Annotated in this window: 18 protein-coding genes and 4 tRNA genes; 15 read left to right on the top strand and 7 right to left on the bottom strand. The window is 61.5% G+C overall.

Annotation, left to right across the window (positions count from 1 at the left end; translation table 11 throughout):
* Positions 1 to 66: 66 nt before the first annotated feature.
* Positions 67 to 555 carry a GNAT family N-acetyltransferase gene (locus tag ACT7B3_RS09615; RefSeq protein ID WP_444677633.1) on the bottom strand — a complete coding sequence of 163 codons (489 nt, stop codon included), beginning with the start codon at positions 553 to 555 and terminating at the stop codon, positions 67 to 69.
* Positions 556 to 660: 105 nt separating this feature from the next.
* On the bottom strand, positions 661 to 2,052 hold the full coding sequence (locus ACT7B3_RS09610) for an FAD-binding oxidoreductase (protein ID WP_444677634.1): 1,392 nt from the start codon (positions 2,050 to 2,052) through the stop codon (positions 661 to 663).
* A 246-nt stretch (positions 2,053 to 2,298) separates the two neighbouring features.
* Here ACT7B3_RS09610 and ACT7B3_RS09605 point away from each other — a divergent pair, with 246 nt between their 5' ends.
* A complete protein-coding gene (locus tag ACT7B3_RS09605; protein ID WP_445157767.1) occupies positions 2,299 to 2,778 on the top strand; it encodes a tellurite resistance TerB family protein in 480 nt (159 codons plus the stop codon).
* 115 nt (positions 2,779 to 2,893) lie between these two features.
* Positions 2,894 to 4,138, top strand: coding sequence for an NAD(P)/FAD-dependent oxidoreductase (locus tag ACT7B3_RS09600; RefSeq protein ID WP_445157766.1), 1,245 nt, complete (start codon positions 2,894 to 2,896; stop codon positions 4,136 to 4,138).
* Positions 4,139 to 4,166: 28 nt separating this feature from the next.
* Here the strand turns inward: ACT7B3_RS09600 and ACT7B3_RS09595 are convergent, their stop codons facing one another.
* The gene (locus ACT7B3_RS09595; RefSeq protein ID WP_444677637.1) at positions 4,167 to 4,580 is read right to left on the bottom strand and encodes a hypothetical protein; all 414 of its coding nucleotides are present in this window, start codon (positions 4,578 to 4,580) and stop codon (positions 4,167 to 4,169) included.
* 137 nt (positions 4,581 to 4,717) lie between these two features.
* On the opposite strand from ACT7B3_RS09595, the gene pyrC reads away from it, so the two are divergent.
* On the top strand, positions 4,718 to 5,755 hold the full coding sequence (gene pyrC, locus ACT7B3_RS09590; protein ID WP_445157765.1) for a dihydroorotase: 1,038 nt from the start codon (positions 4,718 to 4,720) through the stop codon (positions 5,753 to 5,755).
* 58 nt (positions 5,756 to 5,813) lie between these two features.
* Here pyrC and mtnN read toward each other — a convergent pair whose 3' ends face one another.
* Together mtnN and folD are read right to left on the bottom strand one after the other, a co-directional pair.
* Positions 5,814 to 6,560 carry a 5'-methylthioadenosine/S-adenosylhomocysteine nucleosidase gene (gene mtnN / locus ACT7B3_RS09585; RefSeq protein WP_445157764.1) on the bottom strand — a complete coding sequence of 249 codons (747 nt, stop codon included), beginning with the start codon at positions 6,558 to 6,560 and terminating at the stop codon, positions 5,814 to 5,816.
* Positions 6,561 to 6,693: 133 nt separating this feature from the next.
* Positions 6,694 to 7,572, bottom strand: a complete 879-nt coding sequence (gene folD, locus ACT7B3_RS09580) for a bifunctional methylenetetrahydrofolate dehydrogenase/methenyltetrahydrofolate cyclohydrolase FolD (protein ID WP_444677639.1) — start codon at positions 7,570 to 7,572, stop codon at positions 6,694 to 6,696.
* A 201-nt stretch (positions 7,573 to 7,773) separates the two neighbouring features.
* Here folD and ACT7B3_RS09575 point away from each other — a divergent pair.
* The 11 genes from ACT7B3_RS09575 to ACT7B3_RS09525 all read left to right on the top strand — a co-directional run bounded on the left by ACT7B3_RS09575 (position 7,774) and on the right by ACT7B3_RS09525 (position 18,252).
* Positions 7,774 to 7,850, top strand: a tRNA-Pro gene (locus ACT7B3_RS09575).
* Between the two features lie 67 nt (positions 7,851 to 7,917).
* Positions 7,918 to 7,994, top strand: a tRNA-Arg gene (locus ACT7B3_RS09570).
* 116 nt (positions 7,995 to 8,110) lie between these two features.
* A tRNA-His gene (locus ACT7B3_RS09565) sits at positions 8,111 to 8,185 on the top strand.
* 23 nt (positions 8,186 to 8,208) lie between these two features.
* Positions 8,209 to 8,283, top strand: a tRNA-His gene (locus ACT7B3_RS09560).
* A 291-nt stretch (positions 8,284 to 8,574) separates the two neighbouring features.
* Entirely contained in the window at positions 8,575 to 9,942 is a 1,368-nt protein-coding gene (gene tig / locus ACT7B3_RS09555) for a trigger factor (RefSeq protein WP_444677640.1), read from the top strand.
* Positions 9,943 to 10,029: 87 nt separating this feature from the next.
* Positions 10,030 to 10,650, top strand: a complete 621-nt coding sequence (gene clpP, locus ACT7B3_RS09550) for an ATP-dependent Clp endopeptidase proteolytic subunit ClpP (RefSeq protein ID WP_444677641.1) — start codon at positions 10,030 to 10,032, stop codon at positions 10,648 to 10,650.
* A gap of 76 nt (positions 10,651 to 10,726) precedes the next feature.
* Positions 10,727 to 12,004 (top strand): ATP-dependent Clp protease ATP-binding subunit ClpX, encoded by a 1,278-nt coding sequence (clpX, locus tag ACT7B3_RS09545; RefSeq protein WP_444677642.1) that lies wholly within the window; start codon positions 10,727 to 10,729, stop codon positions 12,002 to 12,004.
* A gap of 142 nt (positions 12,005 to 12,146) precedes the next feature.
* Positions 12,147 to 14,552, top strand: a complete 2,406-nt coding sequence (gene lon / locus ACT7B3_RS09540) for an endopeptidase La (RefSeq protein ID WP_445157763.1) — start codon at positions 12,147 to 12,149, stop codon at positions 14,550 to 14,552.
* Positions 14,553 to 14,728: 176 nt separating this feature from the next.
* Positions 14,729 to 15,001, top strand: coding sequence for an HU family DNA-binding protein (locus tag ACT7B3_RS09535; protein WP_444677643.1), 273 nt, complete (start codon positions 14,729 to 14,731; stop codon positions 14,999 to 15,001).
* A gap of 200 nt (positions 15,002 to 15,201) precedes the next feature.
* Positions 15,202 to 17,016: a SurA N-terminal domain-containing protein gene (locus ACT7B3_RS09530; protein ID WP_445157762.1), complete on the top strand. Its 1,815-nt coding sequence runs from the start codon at positions 15,202 to 15,204 to the stop codon at positions 17,014 to 17,016.
* 192 nt (positions 17,017 to 17,208) lie between these two features.
* Positions 17,209 to 18,252 (top strand): CobW family GTP-binding protein, encoded by a 1,044-nt coding sequence (locus ACT7B3_RS09525; RefSeq protein WP_445157761.1) that lies wholly within the window; start codon positions 17,209 to 17,211, stop codon positions 18,250 to 18,252.
* Positions 18,253 to 18,314: 62 nt separating this feature from the next.
* Here ACT7B3_RS09525 and ACT7B3_RS09520 read toward each other — a convergent pair whose 3' ends face one another.
* Complete coding sequence (locus tag ACT7B3_RS09520; protein WP_445157760.1) at positions 18,315 to 19,076, bottom strand: UDP-2,3-diacylglucosamine diphosphatase; 762 nt, start codon at positions 19,074 to 19,076, stop codon at positions 18,315 to 18,317.
* A gap of 72 nt (positions 19,077 to 19,148) precedes the next feature.
* Positions 19,149 to 19,655, bottom strand: coding sequence for a peptidylprolyl isomerase (locus ACT7B3_RS09515; RefSeq protein ID WP_445157759.1), 507 nt, complete (start codon positions 19,653 to 19,655; stop codon positions 19,149 to 19,151).
* A gap of 174 nt (positions 19,656 to 19,829) precedes the next feature.
* Between ACT7B3_RS09515 and ACT7B3_RS09510 the strand changes: the two genes are divergently transcribed.
* Positions 19,830 to 21,539: a glutamine--tRNA ligase/YqeY domain fusion protein gene (locus tag ACT7B3_RS09510; protein WP_445157758.1), complete on the top strand. Its 1,710-nt coding sequence runs from the start codon at positions 19,830 to 19,832 to the stop codon at positions 21,537 to 21,539.
* Position 21,540: the final 1 nt, after the last annotated feature.

Genomic DNA, 21,540 nt, shown 5'->3' with positions numbered 1-21,540 from the left:
ATGCCCCAGCCGACCCGGCAGGGTCAATCGCCTTGCTCAGAAGGTGTGAACAGGACTCGACCAAGGCTAAAGCAGGCGGTACATGACATGCCCATCGACCAACCCCTGCTGTGGGTGGCGGAAGGCGCAGGGAAGGGTGCCGACGATCTCGAAGCCGTACTTCTGCCACTGCCGGATCGCTACCGTGTTGGTGGAGACCACCATGTTGAACTGCATGGCGGTGAATCCCAGCTCGCGGGCCAGGCGCAGGGAGTCTTCGCACAGCTTGCCGGCGATGCCCTGGCCGCGCGCCTTTTCGGCCACCAGGTAGCCGCAGTTGCAGACGTGGTCGCCAGGCCCGGGCTGGTTGGGCTTGAGATAGTAGGTGCCAATCAGGTTGCCGGCCGAGTCTACGGCCACTCGCACGGCCCGGGGCAGCTCCACCCACATGCGGAAGGCATCGGTTTCACCGATCTGGTGCGGCACGGCGTAGGTGTCGCCGGCGTGCAGCACCGGGGCGATGAAATCCCACATGGCGGGCCAGTCGCCTGGCTGATAGGGGCGGATGCGGATCATCGAGTTCTCCTGGATACCTGGCATCGGCCCCTGATTCTATGTCAAGCCTCTTGCCGGGGGCAGTCGTGCGGCTGTGCTGGTGCGAGGTCTTGGCGCCTGGCCTGTTCAGTTCTGCAATGCGAAAACCTTGTCTCGGTTGAGCAAGCCGAGCGGATCGAGGGCGTGCTTGAGCGTACGCATCAGGGCGAGCTCCTCGGCGCTGCGCGACAGCTGCAAGTAATCGCGCTTTTCCAGGCCGATACCGTGCTCGGCGGATACCGAACCGCCTAACTCGCCCAGTGGTGCATAGACCAACTGTTCTACCGCACGACGGGCTGCGGGCTCGCCGCTGCCGATACTGACCGAAACATGCAGGTTGCCGTCACCCAAGTGGCCGAATACTACCAGCCGGCCATGGGGCCACTGGGCGGCTAGCCCCTCTTCCAGTGCGGCCACGTAGCGCTGCATATCGGAGATGGGCAGGCTGACGTCGAAGGTGAACATCGGCTGGAGTTGCTGGATCAACCCTTCGATGTCCTCGCGGATCGCCCAGATGCCCTGGCGCTGGGTGTCGGACTGGGCGAGCACCGCATCCTCGATCAGGCCCGCCTCCAGCGCCGACTCCAGCGCGGCGCCAAAGCGGGCGGCGTTCTCTTCATCGTCGCCGCCAAGCGACTCGATGATGGCGTAGTAGGGCCAGTTGGCAGGCAGTGGTGGGGTGTTGCGGCCGCTCTCTTCGGTCAGCAGCGCGTAGTGATTGCGCCACATCACCTCGAAGGTGCCCAGGCTGCCGCCGAGTTCCCGCCCCATGTGACGAAGAAGCCCGGTGACACCTTCAAAATCGGGGCAGGCTACCAGCGCAGTACGCTCGCTGGCCATTCGGGGCTGCAGGCGCAGCACGGCACGACTGACGATGCCCAAGGTGCCCTCACTGCCGATGAAGAGCTGCTTGAGATCGTAGCCGGCATTGTTCTTGAGCATGTGGTTCATCGAACTCACCACGCTGCCATCGGCCAGCACCACCTCGAGCCCCAGCACTTGCTGGCGCATCATGCCGTAACGAATCACTCTGACACCGCCCGCGTTGGTAGCGATATTGCCGCCGATGGTGCAGGAGCCGCGCGCGCCGAGATCCAACGGAAACACAAACCCCTCGGCCTCGGCCGCTTCCTGCACACGTTGCAGGGGGATTCCGGCCTGTACCGTCATGGTGGCGCCCACAGGATCTATGGCTTCGATGGCTGTCATGCGCTCCAGCGAGATGGCCAGTTCATCGGGTCCTACCTCGCCGCCATGCACCAGGCCGGTAAGCCCACCGTGGGTAACCACTGGCTGGGCGTGAGCATGGCAAAGCCGCATGATGGAGGCCAGCTCCTGGGTATCGGCAGGTCTTACGATCGCGCCGGCCCGGCAGGGTGCGCCAGTCATCCAGTCCACTCGCCGCTGGGCGACATCTGCGCCGCTGATCACATTGCCGCGACCAACGATGGTGGCCAGCGCCTCTAGGGATACTTGCATGGGGTGTCCTTCTCAGGCGGTATCATGCCGGCACGCCATCTGGAGGCGGCTAAGGCAGTATCAGGTCATTAGCAAGTATACGATTTCCACGAGTGATTGCAGACCTCTTGCAGTACGTCATGCTTCGCGATGCCTTGTTGCCCTGCGCAGTCATCTCTTTTGGCCAAAGCGATTGGCGCAACGCTATGGCCCGGAACGCTGCGGAGCGTCGTGGGTCTCAAGCCAAGAAACCGTAGGGAGCTTGCTATGCTTGATAGTATCCAGCGCTTCTTCCAGCAGGTCCTGGCAGAACCGGAGGCGTCGTCTGACCCGGCGCCGACGCTCGAGCTGGCCACGGCCGCCTTGCTGTGCGAAGTGATGCGCGCCGATTATCATACCGATGACATTCAGATCGCTGCTCTGCGAAAGCTGCTGCAGCGCTACTTTTCTCTCGGCGAGGAGGATGTGGATGCGCTGATGGAGATGGCCAGGGAGGAGGTGGAGACTTCCGTCGATCATTACCAGTTCGTCAGCCTCATCAAGCAGCACTACGCCTATAACCAGCGCTGTGAGCTGGTCAGGATGATGTGGCAGCTCGCCAATGCCGATAGCGGCCATAACTCGCTTGAAGAGCACCGGATCCGACGCCTGGCCGATCTGCTGCATGTCAGCCACTCCGACTTCATTCGCACCAAGCTGCAGGTGCAGGAGCAGTTGGGCGGGTCGCCGGGCCAGGCGTCGCAGTAACTAGCAGCGGCCTCCTTCCGGTAGGGGAAACTATCAGCGCCGAGCGGAGAGCGCTGATAGACTAGGCGCCTGCTTTCGGCACGGGGCCGAAGCGCGGTGCAACTGGAGGAGTGGCATGTCCCGCGAAACCATCGTCCTGGGAGCCGGCATGGTCGGCGTTTCCATTGCCTGGCATCTGGCCCGCCGCGGCCATGCGGTGCAGTTGATGGATCGCCGCCCGCCTGGCCAGGAGACTTCCTATGGCAATGGGGGTCTCATCCAGCGCGAAGCGGTACGGCCCTATCCCTTTCCTCGTAAACTCGGCAAGCTGCTCTCGTCGCTGCCCAATCGACGTGTCGATATTCGCTACCAACTTTCCGGAATGCTGCGCTACGCAGGCCCGCTGTTCGATTATTGGCGCCATTCCGCACCGCGAGAGCATGCTCGCATCATCCCTGAGTACGCCTCGCTCATCGCCCTCTCCACCCAGGAGCATGCCCCCATGATCGAGGCGGCCGGTGCCGGCGATCTGGTGCGCGACGATGGCTGGCTTGAAATCTATCGTACCCGTGGCGAGCTGGATGAGCGCCTGCGCGAGGCACAAGAAGCCGCCGAGCGTTTCGGCGTTACCTATGAGGCCTTGAATGCGGCCGAGCTGCATCAGCGTGAGCCTCAGCTCGGCCAGGCCGCGATCGGCGCCATCCACTGGACCAATGCCTGGAGCGTGTCCGACCCAGGCGCTCTCGTGGCCGCCTATGCCAGGCAGTTCGAGGCCGAGGGGGGGCGCTTCGTGCAGTCCGAGGTGAAAGGTGTCGAGCGCAACGGCCAGGGCTGGCGAGTTCTGTGCGAAAGCGGGGCTCATGAGGCGCAGGATGTGGTAGTGGCGCTGGGCCCATGGTCGGGGGGCTGGCTCGAGTCGCTCGGGTATCGTCTGCCTACCTTCGTCAAGCGCGGCTACCATATGCACTATGGCGCCGCACCGGAACGCCACCTTCAACATTGGCTGCTCGATGCCGAGGTGGGCTATATCCTGGCTCCCATGCGGGCGGGTATTCGCCTAACCACCGGCGCCGAGCTGGCGGCGCTGGATGCACCGCCCGCCTATGGCCAGTTGGCGGCGGCCGAGCGTGTCGCCAGAGCGCTTTATCCTGCCCTTGGCGAGCGCCTCGAAGAGACACCCTGGAAGGGCGCGCGCCCCTGCCTGCCCGACATGAAACCGGTTATCGGGCCGGCCCCGCGTCACCCAGGGCTCTGGCTGGCCTTCGGTCATGCGCATCAGGGGTTTACGCTGGGGCCCGTGACCGGTCGCCTGGTGGCCGAAATGTTGGAAGGCGAACCCACCGCGGTCGATATGCAGCCCTTCCGTGCGGACCGTTTCTGATTGCTGAGCGTGCGCATGCGCCGGTGGATCAGCTCCGCCGGCGCAGCTGGTGGTGAATGAACTTGATCACCAGTGTCATCACATAGACGATCCATCCTGCGGTGGCCAGCACATTGAACAGCAGCATCTTCTGCTCGCCGTTCAGCGGGGTCAGCAGCGTCTCGATCACAATCCCGATGAGCAGTGCCAGGGTAATAGGCAGGGCGAGGATGTGCATCCACATTTCCGTGCGGCGTTTGCGTACGTGAAAGCGGCTCAACAGGACACGAAAGGGGCGGTGGGCAAAGCTCACCATGACCATGGTGCCCAGGGCGAGCAGTGCCGCCAGGGTGGGCTCGATGCTGTCCAGGCGCGCCGAGACGCTGATCGACCAGAACAGCAGGATCCAGAGCAGGCCGGCCAGAACGGCGACGATATCTGCATAGTGGCGGACCCTGGGCATAGGTTTCTCTCGTACGGTTGAAACGGACCCGATGATACGGGAAATCTTCCGGCAATGCTGCCGTTGGCGCGGGTCAAGGTGCGGGCATCCGGTATACTGCGCCTTCGTCCCCTTCATGCTGAACGACAGGATACGCCGTGAACGAAATCACCCTGACCCGCCCCGATGACTGGCATCTTCACCTGCGCGACGGAGAAGCCTTGCAGGCGGTGGTACCTGCCACCGCACGGCAGATGGGGCGCGCTATCATCATGCCGAACCTGCGTCCACCTGTTACCTCGACCGAGCAGGCGCTGGCCTACCGCGAGCGAATCCTGGCCGCGCGCCCGGTGGGGTCTGCGTTCGAGCCGCTGATGACGCTCTACCTGACCGATCGCACGCCGGCCGACGAGATTGAGCGAGCGGTTGCCAGTGGGTATGTGCATGCCGTCAAACTCTACCCGGCTGGGGCCACGACCAACTCAGACTCTGGCGTTACCGACCTTGCCCAATGCGATGGAGCCATCGCCGCCATGGCTCGCCTGGGTATGCCGCTGTTGGTACATGGCGAGGTCACCGATGCCCATATCGATATCTTCGACCGGGAAGCGGTCTTTATCGAGCGCATCATGAAACCTCTGCTCGAGCGGCATCCAGACCTCAAGGTGGTGTTCGAGCATATCACCACCACTGAAGCGGCCACCTTCGTTGCCGAGGCGCCGGCCAACGTGGCGGCCACCATTACCGCGCATCACCTGCTATTCAACCGTAACCACATGCTCGCGGGCGGGATTCGGCCTCACTACTATTGCCTGCCGATTCTCAAGCGCGAGCGGCATCGCGAGGCGTTGCTGGCAGCGGCTACCTCGGGCAGCGGCAAGTTCTTCCTCGGCACCGACAGTGCACCGCATGCCAAGGGAGACAAGGAGTCTGCCTGCGGCTGCGCCGGCGCCTACACGGCTCCGGCAGCCATCGAGTTTTATGCCACGGCGTTCGAACAGGCAGGGGCGCTGGACAAGCTGGAGGGCTTTGCGAGCCATTACGGCCCGGACTTCTACGGTCTGCCGCGCAATCGGGATCGCATCACCCTGGTGCGCGAGGCGTGGCAGATGCCGGAGTCGTTGCCTTATGCGGATGGACAGGTGATCGTGCCGCTGCAGGCAGGCGAGACGCTGGGCTGGCGCCTGCGCGGTTGATCCTGGCGGGTAGGTGTGCCAACGGCCGCCTGACGGCGGCCGTTGCATCAGGCGGAGTTTAGTCGGCGATGACTTCGGGCTGGGGAGCGCTATGCCATTCCGGCTGTCCCAGGCGGGTAACCATGGTTTCGACCATGCGCGCCGAGTGAGCGGCCGCCGTTTCCAGGAATTGCTCGAAGGTCAGATGGTTGTCGCCACCCCCTGGGATATCGGAAAGGGCGCGGATAATCACGAATGGACAGCCATAGAGATGGCATGTCTGGGCGATCGCCGCGGCTTCCATCTCCGCTGCCAACATGGTCGGGAAGCGGCTGCGTGTCTTGGCAACGAGTTCCGGGCAAGCCATGAACACATCCCCGGTCGCGATCAGGCCTTCGACCACCTTGACTTCACCAAGTGCCTCGACGCTTTCACGCGCTACGGTGACGAGTCGCGGGTCGGGCAGGTAGGCCGCAGGCATGTTGGGCACCTGGCCATGCTCATAGCCGAAGGCAACGGCATCGACGTCGTGATGGCGAACCTCGCTGGAGATCACCACGTCGCCAATGGCAAGATCTTCACCGAAGCCGCCGGCAGAGCCGGTATTGATGATGGCTTCGGGCTGATAGACGTCCAGTAGCAGCGTGGTGCCGATGGCAGCGTTAACCTTGCCGATTCCGGACTGCAGGATAATGACATCCACGCCGTGTAGCCGCCCATGGTGGAAGGTGCAGCCGACATGGGTACGGGTGCGGCGTTCTTCCAGCAGAGAAGCGAGATGCTCCACCTCCTGGGCCATGGCGCCAATGATGCCAATGCGTTTCATCTGTCTAGATTTCTCCAATGGGCTGCCGACGCCGCGCTGGGCTTTCATCAATGAGGCTGGGCGGTTGGCTGGGCGAGCCTTCAACAAGAGGCACGAATTCTAGCGGGTCCGGCCGGCTGTGTCAGGGTGGGGGTCAAATGGGCGTGTTGCCCTGCTGCATGGCATCATGGCGCTCCGCGGCGAAGAGCGTATTTTCTAGCAGCGACGCTACCGTCATCGGGCCCACGCCTCCCGGTACCGGGGTGATCCAGGCGGCACGTTCGGCCGCTGGCGAGAACTCCACGTCGCCCACCAGGCGGCCATCCTCTTCGCGATTGATGCCGACGTCGATGACGATCGCGCCCTCGCGCACCCACTCTCCCTTCACCAGGCCAGGCTTGCCGACCGCAACCACCAATAGTTCGGCGCGGCGCACGTGCTCCTCGAGGTTGCGTGTGAAGCGGTGGCAGACGGTAGTCGTGCAGCCAGCCAGCATCAGTTCGAGTGCCATGGGGCGCCCAACGATGTTCGAGGCGCCTACCACTGTGGCATCCAGGCCGCGAACCTTGAGATCACTAGCCTGCAGTAGGGTCATAATGCCCTTGGGCGTGCAGGGGCGCAGCACCGGCAGGCGCTGAGCCAGGCGCCCCAGGTTGTAGGGGTGGAATCCGTCTACGTCCTTGTGTGGCACGATGCGTTCGAGAAGAGGACGAGCATCTAGGTGGGCAGGAAGCGGCAGTTGCAGCAGGATGCCGTCGATGCGCGAGTCAGCGTTAAGTGTGTCGATCAGGGACTCAAGCGCCTGCTGGGAGGTGTCGCTGGGTAGCTCATGGCGGAAGGAGAGGATGCCTGCCTGCTCGCAGGCGCGATGCTTGTTGCTGACGTAGACATGGGAGGCGGGGTCCTCGCCCACAATGACGACGGCCAGGCCAGGTATGCGCTTGCCCTCGGCCCGGCGCGCCTCGATCTGGCGTGCGACCTGCTGTCGGACCTGAGCGGCAATGCCCTTGCCGTCGATGAGTTGGGCGGTCATCGTCTCTCCCCCGTGGATGAATGCTGAGTGGCCGGATGGCCGGTTGGCGACATCGAGCCTCCAATTTTCGCATGTTGGGGTCGCAAGGCAAAGCGCAAAAGCCTCGTGGAGTCAGGCAGCTATTGACCCTCGCTGAATCTTGCGTAGAATACGCAGCGCTCGATGAGGCCAGTGAGGCGCATCGAGGCCGCGCAAGGTCGGCGGGGTGTAGCGCAGTCTGGTAGCGCGCCTGCTTTGGGAGCAGGATGTCGGGGGTTCGAATCCCTCCACCCCGACCACAACCTTTTGTTTGGCTTGGTGAAAAAAGCGAAACGGGTTGCGGTTGGGCGGCGTAAAAAGTAGAATGCGCCCATAGCTCAACCGGATAGAGCAACGGCCTTCTAAGCCGTAGGTTGCAGGTTCGAGTCCTGCTGGGCGTGCCAGCTTGCGTGCTGAGATGCCTGCAGGTGTTCCAAAGCGTTGGGCAGTTCTTGGTGGCTGTGGTTGTAGAAGCGCTGTGGTTGTTAAAGGCGTAGTGGTAGAAGCTGTTGTCGATATGGTGGATGTAGCTCAGTGGTAGAGCCCCGGATTGTGGCTCCGGTGGTCGTGGGTTCGATCCCCATCATCCACCCCACATCGACGCAGGCACTTGCAATGGTGGATGTAGCTCAGTGGTAGAGCCCCGGATTGTGGCTCCGGTGGTCGTGGGTTCGATCCCCATCATCCACCCCATTGCACCCTTCATGGTTATATTTTTTCTCCATCGTTATTCCGTAACGACTCTACTCGGCCTGCCGGGTGGGTTCTTTCCGTTTGCGGGCATGGCGAGTTCGTGCGCTTTGCTGTGCTTCGTTTCTTCCTGTCATTTTCCCTTAAATTTCCGTTTTCTCATTGCTAAGGCGCCTTGCAAAGCGGCGCAATGCCCCCATCTACAGGGGAATGCTTGCCAGCGCAGGGTGGGATTCTTAAAATCTCTCCTTTGACCTTACACGCTTTCAACCGAACGCCCCCAGAGGACAATTCATGCAAGTTTCCGTCGAAACGACCTCCCAGATTGCACGCCGCGTCACGTTTCAGGTGCCGGCTGCAGAGGTCGACGAAGCCGTCGAGGCCCGCCTCAAGGACACCGCGAAAAACGTTCGCCTGAATGGCTTTCGCAAGGGTCGGGTGCCCATGACGGTGGTGCGCCAGCGTTACGGCCAGGACGTGCGCAATGAAGTCGTGGGCGAACTGATGCGTGAGCGCTATGTGCGTGCCATCAGCGAGGAAAACCTGAATCCTGCCGGCTTCCCCAGCATCGAGCCGACCGTCAATGAGTCGGGCAAGGATCTCGAGTTCGTCGCTTCGCTTGAGGTCTATCCGGAGATCGAGCTCGCTTCGATCGAGGGTACCGAAGTCGAGCGTCCCGTGGTGGATATCTCTGACGCCGATCTCGATGAGATGATCGAGACGCTGCGCAAGCAGAACGCCAGCTGGGAAGTGGTCGAGCGTGCCGCGGAAGATGGCGATCAAGTCAAGATCGACTTCAAGGGTTTCCTTGGCGATGAGCCTTTCGAAGGCGGTAGTGCTGAAGGGCACGACCTGGTGTTGGGCTCTGGCAACTTTATTCCCGGCTTCGAGGATCAGCTGGTTGGCGCCAAGGCGGGTGAGGAGCGCGAGCTCAAGGTGACCTTCCCCGAGGACTACCAGGCCCAGCACCTTGCCGGCCAGGAAGCCACCTTCCAGGTCAAGGTGCATGAAGTCAAGGGCCGCGCCTTGCCTGAGCTCGATGAGGCATTTATCCAGCGCTTCGGAGTGGAAGGCGGTGATGTCGATAAATTCCGTGCCGAAGTGAAGAAGAACATGGCGCGCGAGGCCAAGCAGGCGGTAGACAACCGTCTCAAGCAGCAGGTGCTCGAAGCGCTGAAGAAAGCCAATGACGTACCGGTCCCGCAGTCTCTGGTGCAGCAGGAAACCGACGCCCTCAAGCGTCAGGCGGCCCAGCAGTTCGGTCTCGGCGAGGATTTTGACGTTTCCCAGCTGCCCAATGAGCTGTTCTCCGAGCAAGCCAAGAGCCGCGTTCAGGTTGGCCTGCTGCTGGCCGAGGTGATCAAGGCCAACAACCTCGATGCCAGCGACGATGATGTTCGCGCCAAGGTCGAGGAGCTTGCCGAGCAGTACCAGGAGCCCGAGCAGGTCGTCGAGTACTACATGAGCAACAACCAGCTCAAGACGCAGGTGAAATCGGCTATCCTCGAAGAAAAGGCGGTGGACCAGCTGCTGGCACAGGCAAGCGTCAAGGATGTTGAGATGACCTACCAGCAGGTGCTGGCGGCGGCTCAGCAACAGGCGGACCAGGACGAGCAGGATGAAAACGCCGAGGCGGAAGAAGCTCAGGAAGCCAAGAGCTGACACGCCTTGCCGCCGTGCTCGCGAGGAGCTGCGGGCGCGGCGGAGCGTCACCCGCTTCCATTCATCGGATGCAAGGACATCACATTGATGAGCAACGAGTTCGAGACACAAAACGCCGGCGGCCTGGTGCCGATGGTAGTGGAGCAGAGCGCGCGCGGAGAGCGGGCCTATGATATCTACTCCCGTCTGCTGAAGGAGCGGGTGATCTTCATGGTGGGGCCGGTGGAAGACCACATGGCCAACCTGCTGGTGGCTCAGCTGCTGTTCCTCGAGTCCGAGAATCCGGACAAGGACATCCACCTTTACATCAATTCACCGGGCGGCTCCGTCACGGCGGGGATGTCGATCTACGACACCATGCAGTTCATCAAGCCCGACGTGTCCACCGTTTGTATCGGTCAGGCTGCCAGCATGGGTGCGCTGCTGCTGGCGGGTGGCGCAGCGGGCAAGCGCTACTGCCTGCCCAATTCACGCATGATGATCCATCAGCCGCTGGGCGGCTACCAGGGGCAAGCCTCGGACATCGAGATCCACACCCGCGAGATTCTGGGTATCCGTGACAAGCTCAATCGTATTCTGGCGCACCACACCGGGCAGGATATCGAGACCATTGCCCGCGATACCGATCGCGACAATTTCATGAACGGCAGCCAGGCGGTCGAGTACGGTCTGATCGACGCCGTACTGGATAAGCGTCCTGTATCCTGATAGCGTGATCCAGTACGCCCCTACTTAAAGTGATTCATTGGCGGTCCCTGGCCGCCAAAGCGACAGAGGTACGCGAATGGCCGACGGCAAAGGCAAGGGCGAAGGCGGCAAGCTGCTTTATTGCTCGTTCTGTGGCAAGAACCAGAACGAAGTCAGGAAGCTGATAGCAGGCCCGTCCGTCTATATCTGCGACGAATGTGTCGATCTTTGCAACGACATCATTCGTGAGGAAGTTCTCGATGCCGACGCCGAGAGCGATGAGGAGCGCCTGCCGGTTCCGCGTGAGATCCGTCGCACCCTGGATGACTATGTGATTGGCCAAGACCGAGCCAAGACGGTGCTGTCGGTGGCGGTCTACAACCACTACAAGCGTCTTCGGGCAGGGGTGAAGGGCGACGACGTCGAGTTGGGCAAGTCGAACATCCTGCTGATCGGGCCGACCGGCAGTGGCAAGACGCTGCTGGCAGAAACCATGGCGCGCCTGCTCAACGTACCTTTCACCATCGCCGATGCCACTACGCTGACCGAAGCGGGCTATGTGGGTGAGGATGTTGAGAACATCATCCAGAAGCTGCTGCAGAAGTGCGATTACGATGTCGAGAAGGCCCAGCGCGGCATCGTCTACATCGACGAGATCGACAAGATCTCACGCAAGTCGGACAATCCGTCGATCACACGAGATGTCTCTGGTGAAGGCGTGCAGCAGGCGCTGCTCAAGCTGATCGAGGGAACCACGGCCTCCGTGCCTCCCCAAGGTGGGCGCAAGCACCCGCAGCAGGAGTTCGTGCAGGTCGATACCAGCAACATCCTGTTCATCGTGGGTGGTGCCTTTGCCGGGCTCGACAAGGTCATTCGCGATCGCGCAGAGAAAGGGGGCATCGGCTTCAGCGCTGTGGTGAAGAGCAAGGATGAGACCAAGGGCGTGGGCGACCTGTTGGCCGAGGTCGAACCTGAAGACCTGGTCAAGTTCGGCTTGATCCCGGAATTCGTGGGGCGGCTGCCGGTCATTGCGACCCTGACCGAGCTCAACGAGGACGCGCTGATCCAGATCCTGACGGAGCCCAAGAATTCGCTGGTCAAGCAGTATGCCAAGCTGTTCGAGATGGAGGGCGTCGAGCTTGAATTCCGTGAGGACGCGCTGCGTGCGGTGGCCGCCAAGGCAATGACGCGCAAGACGGGTGCTCGTGGCCTTCGCTCCATCCTGGAATCCGTCTTGCTTGATACCATGTACGAAATTCCTTCCATGGAAGGGGTGACCAAGGTCGTGATCGATGCGTCGGTGATTGCCGGCGAAAGCGAACCGCTGCTGATCTACTCGCAGCAGGAGCAGCGCGTCGACGGGACTGACGGCTGAGCCCAGGCAATGCCATGGAAAGCCAATGCTGAGGGGCCGCCTGGCGGCCCCTTGCCATGTCTGGCAGTGTCATCCTTGCATTCAGGCGCCTTCGCCCCCATTCCCTTCCGTAACCATTTCGATTCGTTGAGGTACGTCTGCGATGTTGCAGAACGCTGAACAGACCTTGAGTCTGCCCCTCCTGCCGCTGCGCGACGTGGTCGTGTATCCGCAGATGGTCATACCGCTGTTCGTCGGCCGGGAGAAGTCGATTCAGGCGCTCGATGCCGCTATGGCGGCAGACAAGCGTGTACTGCTGGTCGCCCAGCGCGAGGCCGGGCATGACGATCCCGATGCAGACGACCTCTTTACGATCGGCACCGTGGCGGAGATCATGCAGCTGCTCAAGCTGCCTGATGGTACGGTCAAGGTATTGATCGAAGGGGTATCCCGAGCCGACCTGCGTGAAGTTCGCCATACGGACGACGGCTACAGCCTGGCAATCTCGGTTCTGCGAGATAGCGAGCCGTTGAGCGAGCGGGAGCAGGAGGCGCTGGTACGCGTCCTGCTCAATCAGTTCGAGCAGTACGTTAAGCTCTCCAAGAAGGTGCCCAACGAGGTTCTCAATTCGCTATCCGGCATCGAGGATCCGAGCCGTCTCGTCGATACCGTCTGCGCCCATCTGTCACTAAAGATCCACGACAAGCAGCAGCTGCTGGAAATGGACCGGGTTCGCGATCGGGTCGAGCATCTGATGGCCCTGATCGAATCGGAAATCGACTTGCTGCAGGTCGAGAAGCGCATTCGCTCGCGGGTCAAGGATCAGATGGAGAAGTCCCAGCGCGAGTATTACCTGAACGAGCAGATGAAGGCCATCCAGAAGGAAATGGGTGAGCTGGAGAATATGCCCAACGAGGCGGAGAAGTACGAAAAGGCCATCGAAGCCTCGGGTATGCCAAAGGAAGCCCGCGACAAGGCCACCCAGGAGCTGGGTAAGCTCAAGATGATGTCGCCGAACTCAGCGGAAGCCACGGTGGTGCGCTCCTACCTCGACTGGCTGGTCTCGGTGCCCTGGAAAAAACGTACCCGCGTCAAGCATGACCTGATTCATGCGCATAAGGTATTGGACGAGGACCATTACGGTCTCGATGAGGTCAAGGAGCGGATCCTTGAGTACTTGGCGGTCCAGAAGCGCGTCAAGAAGCTCAAGGGGCCGGTACTCTGCCTGGTCGGGCCTCCTGGCGTCGGCAAGACCTCGCTCGGTCAGTCGATAGCGCGCGCCACGAATCGCAAATATGTGCGCCTGGCCTTGGGTGGGGTGCGTGATGAGTCAGAGGTCCGTGGCCATCGCCGCACCTATATCGGCTCACTGCCGGGCAAGCTGATTCAGCGCATGAGCAAGGCGGGGGTCAAGAACCCGCTGTTCTTGCTCGATGAAATCGACAAGCTGGGCATGGACCATCGCGGTGACCCAGCGTCGGCATTGCTGGAGGTGCTGGATCCCGAGCAGAACGACAAGTTCAACGACCACTACCTCGAGCTGGATTACGACCTGTCGGAGGTCATGTTCATCTGCACGGCCAATTCGATGAACATCCCGGGGCCGTTGCTTGACCGCATGGAGATCATCCGTCTACCCGGGTACACCGAGGACGAGAAGCTCGCGATTGCGCGTCGCTACCTGGTGCCCAAGCAGCTGGCTGCGAACGGCTTTGAAGCTGGTGAGCTCGATTTCGAAGAAGAGGCGCTGCTGGAGCTGATTCGCTACTACACCCGGGAAGCGGGTGTGCGTGAGCTGGAACGCCAGATCGCCAAGGTGTGCCGCAAGGTGCTGCGCGAGCGGTTGGAGCAGGAAGGCAAGGGTGCTCAGGCGCCTGCTCAACTGGCGGCTGACGACATCGAGGCCTATGCTGGTGTGCGTCGCTACAGCTATGGCCTGGCCGACAAGGAAGATCAGGTTGGGCGTGTCACAGGATTGGCCTGGACCTCGGTGGGTGGGGAGTTGCTCAACATCGAGTCGGTGGTCACTCCTGGCAAAGGGCGCATCAACAAGACGGGCTCGCTGGGCGATGTCATGAAAGAGTCCGTGAGCGCTGCCCATACCGTGGTAAGGGCGCGCGCCGAGTCGCTGGGGATCGACCCGGAGCGGTTCGAGAAAGAGGATCTGCATATCCATGTTCCCGAGGGCGCGACGCCGAAGGATGGACCCAGTGCAGGCATCGCTATGGTGACGGCGATGGTATCGGCCTATACCGGACGCCCTGTGCGCTGCGACCTGGCCATGACCGGTGAGGTCAATCTACGTGGCGAGGTCATGCCGATAGGAGGCTTGAAGGAGAAATTGCTGGCCGCACGGCGCGGTGGTATAAAGGTCGTGCTAATTCCAGAGGAGAATCGCCGGGATCTCAAGGAGGTGCCGGACAATATCAAGGGTGCTCTGGATATTCGTCCTGTGCGATGGATTGACGAGGTGCTCGAAGCGGCATTGGCCAAAAGGCCGGTGACAGGTGGAGATGAGTCTCGAGCCGATGAAACCGCAGCTACTACCTCGATGATCAGCACGCATTAAAGGTATTTTTCGCATCATGCCAGGGTGAAAACCCTGGCATGGCGCGGTTTGGCGCCGCAAGTTGCTTGACACATCTTTTGCAGCATTGCTATAAATTGCAGCCATGCTGTGATCGTGTTGCCGGGCAAAAGGTATGCCGATTAGAGCCATTTCCTGAAATAGTCAAGGGGTGAAGTGTGAACAAATCCGAGCTGATCGAAGCCATTGCCGCGACTGCTGATATTCCGAAGGCGGCTGCGTCACGTGCACTTGATGCCATGGTGGACACCGTCACCGAAAGCCTCAAGAAAGGTGACACCGTCTCTCTGGTGGGGTTTGGTACCTTCTCCGTCAAGGAGCGTGCTGCACGCACCGGGCGTAACCCGCAGACCGGCGAGCCGATCCAGATCAGCGCCGCCAAGGTGCCCACCTTCAAGGCCGGCAAGGCGCTCAAGGACTCTGTCAACTGAGCGAATGACGTTGCACGAAGGCTGCCTGGCATGGAGCCGGATTCGACAACGGTTATACAGGGCGCATCGCTTTGGCGATGCGTTTCTTTTTTTGATGTGTCGGTAAGTCGCGTCGCGTCCCGCTGGCCATGGCCCTGAAGGTGCCTGCCCCATTATAATGTCGCGCGTCTGCCACCCAACCATCATCAGCAGAGGCCTGCATGCTGCAAAGTATACGTGACCGCTCCAGAAGCTGGGGTGCAAAGATCATCGTGGGCGCCGTCGTGGTGACCATGGCCCTGTTTGGCGTCGAGTCCTTGGTTGGGCTGTTTGGTGGCGGTGGGGATGAGGTCGCCAAGGTGAATGGGCAGTCCATCACCCGTCAGGAACTCGAGATGGAAGTGCAGCGTGCCATCCGTTCCGGGCAGGTGCCGCCTGAACAGGAGCGTGCGCTGCGCGGACAGATACTGGACGAGATGATTGGTGAGCGCCTGCTCGCCTCTTTTGCCAGCGATGGTGGCCTGCATCTTTCCGATGAGCAGCTCGACCAGGTGATCGTGACCCTGCCTGAGTTCCACAACCAGAATGGCCGTTTCGACGCGGACCTGTTCCGAAACCGCCTTGCCAGTGCAGGCTATTCGCCTGCTTCATTCCGGGCAGCGCTGCGTGTCGATCTCAAGCGACAGCAGCTGCAGCAGGGGCTGGCCTTCAGTGAGTTTACCCTGCCCGGTGAGCGTGAAACCCTGGCCAACCTGCAGGGGCAGTCCCGCAGCTTCCGCTACCATGTGCTCCATGCCGACGACCTGCCCTTGGCGGTGGACGTGAGCGAAGAGGACCTGCAGCGCTATTACGACGCCAATGCCGAACGCTACCGGCGCCCCGAGCAGGTCCGCCTTGTGTATGTGATCATCGATCGCCAGGAAATGGCGGCGCAGGTCGACGTGAGCGACGAGGCGATCCGCCAGGCCTGGGAGGCGCGTGGCCAGGATGCCGACCGGCGTGTATCGCACATCATGGTGGGGTTTGGTGCCGAGCGTGATCGTGAACAGGCAGCCGCTCGTCTGGAAGAAGTTCGCCAGCGCCTGGCGCAGGGCGACGCCTTTGCCGACCTGGCGCTGGAGTACTCCGAAGATCCATCCACTGCCGAGCAGGGCGGGGATCTTGGTGTGATCAGTCGTGGCTTCTTCGGGGATGCCTTCGACGAAGCTGCCTTTTCACTGAGGCCTGGTCAGGTATCCGGCATCGTCGAGAGCAGTGGCGGTCTGCACCTGATCCAGGTTACCGATCTCGATCAGCCACCGCTCGAGGAGATGCGCGATGAGCTACAGCGCGATCTCGCCCTTGGCGAAGTTACATCGGCCTTCCATCAGCGCGTTCAAGCCTTGATCGACGAGAGCTTTGCCGCCGACGACCTGCAGAGTGTGGCAGACAGCCTTGGCTTGTCCTTGCGCGAAAGTGACTGGGTGTCGCGTGAGGGCGGCCAGGGTGTGCTGTCCGAGCCAGGCGTGATGAGTGAAGCGTTTAGTGAAGACGTCCTTCGCGAGGGTTTCAACAGCGAGGTAATCGAGCTGGATGAAGATCGTCGCATGGTCCTGCGTGTGGCCGAGCATCGTGAAGCCATGGTGCAGCCGCTCGACGAGGTGCGCGACCGCGTGCTGGCCGAAGTGACGCGGCGCAAGCAGCACGAAGCCCTGCTGGAAGTGGCACGTGAACGTGTCGAGCAGCTGCGCGCTGGTGAATCACTGGATTTGACCTGGCAGCAGGTCAGTGGTGCCACGCGCCAGCAGAGTGATGTCCCGCGGCCGGTGCTTCAGGCGGCCTTCCGCCTGCCGCAGCCGCAGGCGGGCCAGCCGGTTTTCGGGCACGTGAGCGAGAACGGCCGCGTAGTGCTGATTGCACTGGACCAGGTTCAGGAAGGTGAATCCGACCCGCAGGTCGAGGAATTTGTGGCTCGCATGGCCGAGCAGTTGCGCGCTCAGTCGGCGGTGCAGGCCCTGCAGCAGCATCTGCGTGAAACGGCTGATATTCACCGCTAAGGGATGAGTGGGATGGTAGGGGGCGTCAGGCGGCGCCTCCTTTTCTTTGATGAGAATTTATACCGTTACCTTCACTTGGGTTCTCTTAGTACACCTCACTAGTCATGCCTCGTCTTTGCGCTCGCTACTGAAGCACAGCGCGGCTCTGCCTTTAATGGTATTGTGTAACATTATTTGGAAAGGGTTGGACGTATGAATAAGGCACCGCTCACTGCCATTCCTGTGCACCTCATTACGGGATTTCTGGGTGCCGGCAAGAGCACGGTGATTCAAGGCATGCTCGCACAAAAGCCGGCAGCCGAGCGCTGGGCCATTCTGGTCAATGAATTCGGCCAGGTGGGGATCGATCAAGCGCTTTTCGATGAGCGCGATGATGTCGTTGTCAAGGGTCTGCCCGGAGGCTGCCTTTGCTGCCAACTGGCCTTTGTGCTTCAAGCTACGCTCGTCAACCTGTTGCACCGGCATCGCCCCGACCGCTTGATCATCGAGCCTTCGGGCCTGGGTCATCCTGCGGGTGTGCTTGAACTCCTTCGTGGTGAAGCATTTCGTGAGGTGCTGGAGCTGCACCACGTGATCACCGTATTAGATCCGACACGCCTGGGCGAGGCGCGTGTGAACGAGCATCCTACCTTTCGTGACCAGTTGGAGATGGCAGACGGCGTGGTGATCGCCAAGGCGGACCTAGCCACGGCGGAGCAGCTCGATGCCGCCCATGCCCTGGCGCGAGATCACTGGCCGCTGCGTCGTTGGGTGATAGAGGTGACCCATGGCGCCTTTCCCATTGCCTTGTTGCTCCAGCCGCATGCCGAACCGGCGTGGCAAGCGAGAGTAGGCCATGAGAATACGGCTCATCGCCAGCTGCGCGCGCAGGCGTCGAAAGTGGTCATGTTGGAAGATTGGGCGCCAGTCATGCCGCAGCCAGGCTCACCGACCTTCGAGCAGGGAGCTGCGCTGGGCTACACCACGCTTGGCTGGCGCTGGTCGCCTTACGAGGTGTTCGATCTCGACCGACTGACGCTGCTACTCGGCTCATTGCCCGCGGGGCTTCGCATCAAGGGTGTGCTGCATACGGATAGCAGCTGGGTGCGCTATAACCGCGGAGGAGGCGCCGCCTGCCTCGAGCCCAGTGCCTGGCGCCAGGACTCTCGTCTGGAGGTAATCGGCGAAGACGGCACCATTCCGGATGCGCATTGGCTTGCTGAAGCTCTGCAGCAGTGTGTGATAGAGCAGCCTTGAGCCCGACAGGCACCGGGGCGAGATGTCGGGCACGGAACAGTAGGCTTGTTATGGTGGCGCCGTTAGAGCGAAAAGCAGCGCAGCTCCGGTCTGCCATTGCCTTCCACCAGCACTTCCCACCCCTGGTCGGCTTGCCAATCGCCAAGCACGATGCGCTGTGCGGGCTCGCCGTCGAGTTCGAAATCGTGCTGGGCCGGGCGATGCGTGTGGCCGTGGATCAGGGTCCTCACACCGTAGTCGCGCATCACGCTCAGCACCTCTTCCGGCGTAACGTCCATAATGGATTCGGCCTTGTTCGAAGTGGCCTCGCCCGACTGCTGGCGCATTGCGGCCGCAAGCATTTGCCGGTCGGCCAGCGGCATGGAAAGAACTTGCGCCTGCCAGTCAGGATGACGTGCCTGCTCGCGAAATGCCAAGTAGGCCTTGTCGCGGGTGCAAAGGCTGTCGCCATGCATCAGCAGCACCGGGGCTCCGCCGAGATTCAGCACCGCGGGGTCTGACAGCAGCTTGGCGCCTATGGCGCTGGCAAAGCGTGAGCCTAGCAGAAAGTCGCGGTTGCCATGCATGAGATAAATGGCCGTGCCGCCATCGGCAAGCGAACGAAGGGCACGGGCAACGGTTAGGGCCAGTTCGGCATTGCCGGTAGGGTCCTGGTCCGCGTGGTCGAGCAGGTCGTCGCCGATCCAGGCTTCGAAGAAGTCGCCCAGGATATAGAGCGCGTCGGCACCCTGTGCGCGTTCGTCCAGCCAGCGCAGGAAGCCTTCGGTCACTGCGGGGGCGCCGGGGTGCAGGTGCAGGTCGGAAATCAGCAGCGTCCTGCTCATTGACGAGTCTCCATGGCGCTTGTAAGTTCAGCCGCCGGGCGGAGCCCGGCGGCCTCGGTCGGGGAATGCCGGTTATTCCGCAGCTTCTTCTTCGACATAGGCGCGCTGGATGACCACGTCCTCGGCCGGTACATCGGCATGCATGCCGCGGCGGGTGGTAGCAACGCCCTTGATCTTCTCGACCACTTCCTGGCCTTCTACCACTTCGCCGAACACGCAGTAGCCCCAGCCCTGGATGCTCTTGCCACTGTGGTTGAGGAAGTCGTTGTCCGCCACGTTGATGAAGAACTGAGCTGTGGCGGAGTGAGGGTCCTGCGTCCGGGCCATGGCGAGGGTGCCGGCCAGGTTCTTCAGGCCGTTGTCAGCCTCGTTCTCTACCGGCTCACGCGTCGGCTTCTGGTTGAATTCCTGGTCGAAACCGCCGCCCTGGATCATGAAGCCATCGATGACGCGGTGGAACAGCGTGCCATCATAATGACCGTCACGAACATACTGCTCGAAATTGGCCGCAGTCTTAGGAGCCTTGTCGTGATTCAGCGCGACTTTGATGTCGCCGAAGTTGGTCTGCAGAATAATCATCCATCTTTTCCTGTACGAGAGCACGCCTTGGCGCCGTGCATGGGCGTGACGCTATAATAGCCGTTTTGCATCGATGCGCGAAGCGCGTCGGGTTGGCGCCCCCCTTAGCCAGTGGCGCCCCCGGCCCTTGCCATCTTGCAGTATGCAATCCAACCAGAGGTTTGCCGCATCCTTATGACCACCGAAACCGCCAGCGCGCCAAATTTCATTCGTAACCAGATTCGCGAGGAGATCGAGGCCGGCCGTGCCGACAGGATCGTGACCCGTTTTCCGCCGGAGCCCAACGGCTTCCTGCACGTGGGTCACGCCAAGTCGATCTGTCTGAATTTCGGTCTGGCCGAGCAGTTCGGTGGAGATTGTCACCTGCGCTTCGACGACACCAACCCGGCCAAGGAAGAGCAGGCCTATATCGATGCGATCAAGGAAGATGTCAGCTGGCTCGGCTTCGAGTGGGCCGGCACGGTGCGCTACGCCTCGGATTACTTCGAGCAGCTCTATGCCTGGGCCCAGCACCTCATTCGCGAGGGCAATGCGTACGTCGATGACCTGTCGCCGGACGAGATCCGGGAATACCGTGGCACCCTGACCGAGCCAGGGCGCCCGAGCCCCTGGCGCGAGCGCAGCGTGGACGAGAACCTCGATCTGCTCGAGCGTATGCGCGCCGGTGAATTCAACGAAGGTGAGAAGGTGCTGAGGGCCAAGATCGACATGGCTTCGCCCAACATCAACCTGCGTGATCCGATCCTTTACCGTATCCGCCATGCGCGCCATCACCAGACCGGCGATGCCTGGAAGATCTATCCCTCTTATGACTTTGCCCACGGCCAGTCGGACGCTATCGAAGGCGTGACCCATTCCATCTGCACCCTGGAGTTCGAGGACCATCGCCCGCTCTACGAGTGGTTCCTCGCCAACCTCCCGGTGCCGGCGCGCCCGCGCCAGATCGAATTTGCGCGCCTGAACATGAATTACACCCTCACCTCCAAGCGCAAGCTCAAGCTGCTGGTCGATGAGTGCATCGTTGACGGCTGGGATGACCCCCGCATGCCGACCCTGTCCGGCATGCGCCGGCGCGGCTATACCCCTGCGTCGATCCGCAAGTTCTGCGAAATGATCGGTGTGACTCGTGCCGACGGTGGCCTGGTCGATATCGCCATGCTCTACCATGCCATTCGGGCGGATCTGGAGGACAACGCGCCGCGTGCCATGTGCGTGCTGAAGCCGCTCAAGGTGGTGCTGACCAACGTGCCGGAAGACCACGAGGAGGTCTATGAGGTGCCTGGCCATCCGGCTCGCGAAGACATGGGCATTCGCCGCATCCCCTTCACTCGGGAGATCTACATCGACAGCGACGACTTCATGGAGGCGCCGCCCAAGAAGTTCTTCCGCCTGGCGCCGGGCCAGGAGGTGCGGCTGCGCAACAGCTACGTGATTCGCTGCGATGAGGTGGTCAAGGATGAGGCCGGGGAGATCGCCGAGCTGCGCTGCTCGGTGGATTTCGACACCTTGGGCAAGAACCCTGAGGGGCGCAAGGTCAAGGGCGTGATCCACTGGGTCAGCGCGACCCATGCGGTGCCGGTGGAGGTTCGCCTCTACGACAACCTATTTCTGGTCGAGCAGCCTGACAAGGACAAGGACGCTGATTTCCTCGAGCACCTCAACCCCGAGTCGCTTGAGGTCTGCCAGGCGATGGGCGAGCCGAGCCTGGCCGGAGTCGCGCCGGAGTCGCGCTTCCAGTTCGAGCGTATGGGCTATTTCTGCGCCGACCGACATGCCTGCCGCGACGGCAAGCTGGTGTTCAATCGCACCGTTGGACTGAAGGACAGCTGGGCCAAGATTCAGAAGAGCGATGGCCAGAAAAACGATGGCCAGAAGAAGGGCTGAC

The sequence above is a fragment of the Halomonas sp. E14 genome (assembly GCF_052568415.1).
This window is presented reverse-complemented; position numbering and strand designations above follow the sequence as displayed.